Genomic DNA, 2,371 nt, shown 5'->3' with positions numbered 1-2,371 from the left:
GTCCATGACCACGGAGCACGCCGCCGACTTCCACGCCGACATCGCCGGCATGGAGCTGGGGCCGGTCCGCATGGCGTCGTTCGCCTACTCGCCGATCGTGGCGCGGCGCTCGGCGGCACACGTCCGGCAGGGCGATCCCGAGGACTACCAGCTGACCCTGGTGTCGGGAGGCTCCTTCCGGCTCTCCCACCTGGGCCGGGACGAGCTGATCGCCGGGGACATGGTGCTGGCCGACACCTCGCGTCCGATGGCGACCGAGTGCGTCGGCGCCGACGGACCGGTCCGGGCCCTGGTGCTCCAGGTCCCCAGGGCCGCGGTGCCGCTGCGCCCCGACCGGGTGGACCGGCTGCTCGCCCGGCGCATCCCGGCCCGGCGGGGCAGCGGGGCGATCCTCTCCGACTTCCTGAACACCCTTGTCCGCCAGGCGCCGCACTGCGCGGAGGACGAGCTGGCCGGTCTCGGACCGGTGGTGCTCGATCTGGTCGGCGCCTGCCTGGCCCACCAGCTGGGAGCCCTGGACGAGGCGCCGGTCGACGCCCGCGCCAGGCTGACGCTGGAACGCGTCCTCGCGTTCATCGAGCACAACCTCGGCGATCCGGACCTCACACCCCGGCTGATAGCCGAGCGTCACCACCTGTCCCTGCGCGCCCTCTACGCGCTCTTCGAGGACCGGCCCGAGAGCGTCGCGGCCACCGTTCGCCGCCGCCGGCTGGAGCGGTCCCATGCCGACCTCGCCCGCCGGGACCTCGGCGACCTCGGGGACCTCGGCGACCGGTCCGTCCAGGCCGTCGCCGCCCGTTGGGGCTTCTCCAGCCACGCAGCCTTCAGCCGTGCCTTCCGCGAGCGGTACGGCATCACCCCGAGCGAGCACCGGGCCGGGGTCGAGGCCGAGGCCGCGGACAGGGCGGGGGCCGGTGCGGACGGTCAGGCGGTGGGGGTGGGCCAGGGGACGTCGGTGGCGACCGGAGCGGCGTAGTCGACGCCCGGCACGGCGAAGCCGTAGAGGCGCTGGACCTCGGCGCGGAACCAGTCGAGGTCGGCGAGCCCGGTGACGGTGTCCGTGGTGGCGGCCTGGACGGCGTCGGCGAGTTCCCAGCCGTCCAGCCGGACCCGGCCCTCCTCGTCGAGGGCGAGCGGGGCGGCGCCGGTGAGCTGGTCCCACAGGGCGGCGAGCTGGTGGACCGGCGGGACCATGCTCTCGCCGAGGACGCCGCGCAGCAGGCCGGTGTAGAGGGCGATGCCGGGGACGGCGGTGGAGGACTGGGTGACGGCGGCGCCGTTGACGGAGGTGACGGCCCGTCCGCCCAGCTCCCGGCCGAGGCGCTCGTCCAGGGCCCGGGCGGTGGCCTCCAGGTGCACCTTGGCCGCGCCGATGGTGCCCTTGCGGTAGATCGCCTCGGTCAGCGGGGAGCCGATGTACGAGAGCGCGGCCGTGGTGAAGCCCTCGGCGAGCAGGCCCCGGCCGGCCAGGTGGTCGATCCAGCGCGCCCAGTCCGCGCCGCCCATCACGGCCACCGTCTGCTCGATGTCGTCGCCCTCGGCCGGGGCGGTCTCGACCTCGCGGACCTCCGCGGCGCCCTCGTCGTCGAACACCAGCGTGCTGGTGCGGCTCGCCCCGCCGATCGGCTTCAGCACGGAGGCGTAGGTGGCACCGGTCCCGGGGTCGGTGCGGCGGGGTGCGGCCACCGAGTAGACCAGGTGGTCCAGCCGGCCGCCGAAGCGCTGCTGGAGGAGCTCGGCGACCTGGTCCTTCATCGGGTCGGAGAAGGCGTCGCCGTTCAGGAAGACCAGGTCCCGTCCGGCCGCGCGGGCGAGTTCGGCGGTGGCGGCGGTGCGGTACCAGCCCGCCGTGGCGGTGCGGCGCTCGGTCGGGGCCTTCTCGAAGGACACCGCGATCCCGCGGACACCGGCCCGCTTGAGCCCGGCGACGGTGGCGGCCAGGCCGTACCCGGCGGAGGAGCCGATGACCAGGGCGACCGGCCCGTCACCGTCGGGCACCCGGGCCGGGGCGGGGCAGGCTTCCCACATGTCGGCCACCAGCCGGTGGCAGCCCGCCGGGTGGGCGTCGAGGAAGAGGAAGCCCCGGTTGCGGGGAGTGATGACGCGCGGGGTCATGGTGGTACGTCCTGGAGGTCGGCCGGGGTCGGCGGGAACGAGGTGCGGCGTCCGGTGGGCCGCCGTGTGCTGCCAGTCTGCGGCGGCGGGGGCACGGACGTGGGCGGCGTCCGGGCACAACGATCATGAGCGGATCTTGGAGAGGTTGCACCAAGGGCGGCCGGCGCAGCGCGGCCCGACGGACGGCGGGGGCCGGGTGGCGGGGGTCGAACGGCGGGTGGGAATCCGGCCGGTGGCTCATTGTCATGTGCAAATT

General features: G+C 75.2%; 2 protein-coding genes. One reads left to right on the top strand and one right to left on the bottom strand.

Translation table 11 applies throughout. From position 1 onward, the window contains the following. On the top strand, positions 1-976 hold a 976-nt coding region (locus VR45_RS41060), incomplete at its 5' end, for a helix-turn-helix domain-containing protein (protein WP_045945083.1). Here VR45_RS41060 and VR45_RS41055 read toward each other — a convergent pair. Further along, positions 925-2,115: a trans-2-enoyl-CoA reductase gene (locus tag VR45_RS41055; protein WP_045945082.1), complete on the bottom strand. Its 1,191-nt coding sequence runs from the start codon at positions 2,113-2,115 to the stop codon at positions 925-927. The two genes, VR45_RS41060 and VR45_RS41055, sit on opposite strands and share 52 nt — an antisense overlap. Positions 2,116-2,371: the final 256 nt, after the last annotated feature.

Source organism: Streptomyces sp. NRRL S-495 (genome assembly GCF_000966955.1).
GTDB lineage: Bacteria > Actinomycetota > Actinomycetes > Streptomycetales > Streptomycetaceae > Kitasatospora > Kitasatospora purpeofusca.
Note: the sequence above shows the minus strand (reverse complement) of the source record. Positions and strands in the feature narration are given on the sequence as shown.